Annotated in this window: 2 protein-coding genes and 1 tRNA gene; all 3 read left to right on the top strand. The window is 63.2% G+C overall.

Translation table 11 applies throughout. From position 1 onward, the window contains the following. Positions 1 to 622: IS5 family transposase (locus BYZ73_RS21000; protein WP_112317553.1), on the top strand; the 622-nt coding region annotated here is incomplete at its 5' end. 209 nt (positions 623 to 831) lie between these two features. Beyond that, positions 832 to 981, top strand: a complete 150-nt coding sequence (locus BYZ73_RS23055; protein ID WP_181498154.1) for a hypothetical protein — start codon at positions 832 to 834, stop codon at positions 979 to 981. A 329-nt stretch (positions 982 to 1,310) separates the two neighbouring features. Continuing rightward, positions 1,311 to 1,387 (top strand) — tRNA-Arg (locus BYZ73_RS20995). Positions 1,388 to 1,665: the final 278 nt, after the last annotated feature.

The following is a 1,665-nucleotide window of genomic DNA, read 5'->3' as shown; positions in this document are numbered from 1 at the left end:
CCTGGACGTGACCATCCCGTATCGCGGATCCAAGGGGCCGCTGCACCTGCTCGTGGATAGCACCGGCATCAAGGTGGAAGGCGAGTGGCACAGACGCAAACACGGCGCCTCGAAGCGCCGTGTCTGGCGCAAGATCCACATCGGCATAGACGAGGAAACGCTGGAGATCCGGGCCGTCGAGGTCACCTCCGGCAATGCAGGCGACGCGCCGATGCTGCCTGAGCTCCTGAAGCAGATCGGCCTGGATCGGCAAATCGCCACGGTCACTGCCGACGGCGCCTACGACACGCGCGCCTGCCACGACGCCATCGCCGACCGCGGCGCGGCCGAAATCATTCCGCCGCGCCGCAACGCCAGGCCATGGAAGCGGGACAGCGCCGGAGCCCGCGCACGAAACGAGATCCTGCGAGCATCGAAGCACCTCGGCCGGGCACTCTGGCGGAACTGGAGCGGGTCCCACCGCCGGAGCAGGGTCGAAACGAAAATGAACTGCGTGAAACTGCTCGGCCAGAGGCTGATGTCACGGGACTTCGACCGCCAGGTTGCCGAAGTCCAGATCCGGGCGGCGGTCCTCAACCGCTTCACGGCGCTCGGCATCCCGCTCACCGTGGCCATGGGATAAGTGTGTCCGGGGAAAGGGGAACTGCGGTCGTCAGCTGATTTGCGCAACAGCGCCCCTCTGCGCCCCGCGCGACCAATGGCCGCCGGACGGTCTGAAGGGAGGCGAGCAGGTGATCATGACCGGGGCCGGCCCGGAGCCGTTCGGGCGCTTTCGTCTGCCGCAGATTCTGGCAATCGCCCGGATCACTTTCCGGGGGGGCGGCACGCGAGTTGCGCCTGAGGCCGCAGCGGATCGAGACCGACCTCGATGCGCGCCGTCTGTCGATGCTTTATCCTGCCAGCCTGCCCTGTGGTCCCTTCGAAGCCGAGGTCGAAAAGACCGTCCTGCCCATGAGACAGATCTCGGGCATTCAGAAATGACCGGCGCCGCGGTTCTTTTCGGGGCCCTCGAAACCCCGTTCGGGGACACCGAAGCCACTCTGGCTGCGCTGCGCTCCGGCGCAAACGCATTCGTCCGACCCGGGAGGCGCAGATCCCTGGCATCAATATCCGGACGATCGGCAGCCTGATGGACACGGACGTTCTGAAGTCTTGCAACATAGAGAGATGAAGAGCGGGCGCATGCCATCCGTCTAACCACATGGATTCGTGGCGTGAATCCTTCACGGCCAGAGGTTTGCAATAATGCCGATATGGTGTTGAAATGAAACGGGAAATGCGCTTAGTTGCGCACAGCGAACCACTTTCGCGGCCCCGTAGCACAACTGGATAGTGCAGCGGTCTTCTAAACCGCAGGTTCCGCGTTCGAGTCGCGGCGGGGTCGCCAAATATCTGGTTTTATTGAAGAGTCCCGTGGCGCACTTCGAAATTTGGCGGGCTTCAGAACCGTCCATGATTCTCGAGGCGACGCCGGCCTGCCAATAGGGGTTGGTCACTGACCTGCAAGTATGGAGAATCCTTCCGCCAGCGGGACGAAACGCTCGTAGTGGACGAAATGCCCCTTCAGCTCAGCGAGGTGTTGTTGCAGAACTTGGGCGGTGAAGGATTCGCATCGGAAATCCATGCGGTTAGACGAGCGGCATGAGCAAGCCCAAGCCCGCCCGC

The organism is Rhodovulum viride (genome assembly GCF_003265965.1).
GTDB classification, from domain to species: domain Bacteria; phylum Pseudomonadota; class Alphaproteobacteria; order Rhodobacterales; family Rhodobacteraceae; genus Rhodovulum; species Rhodovulum kholense.
Note: the sequence above shows the minus strand (reverse complement) of the source record. Positions and strands in the feature narration are given on the sequence as shown.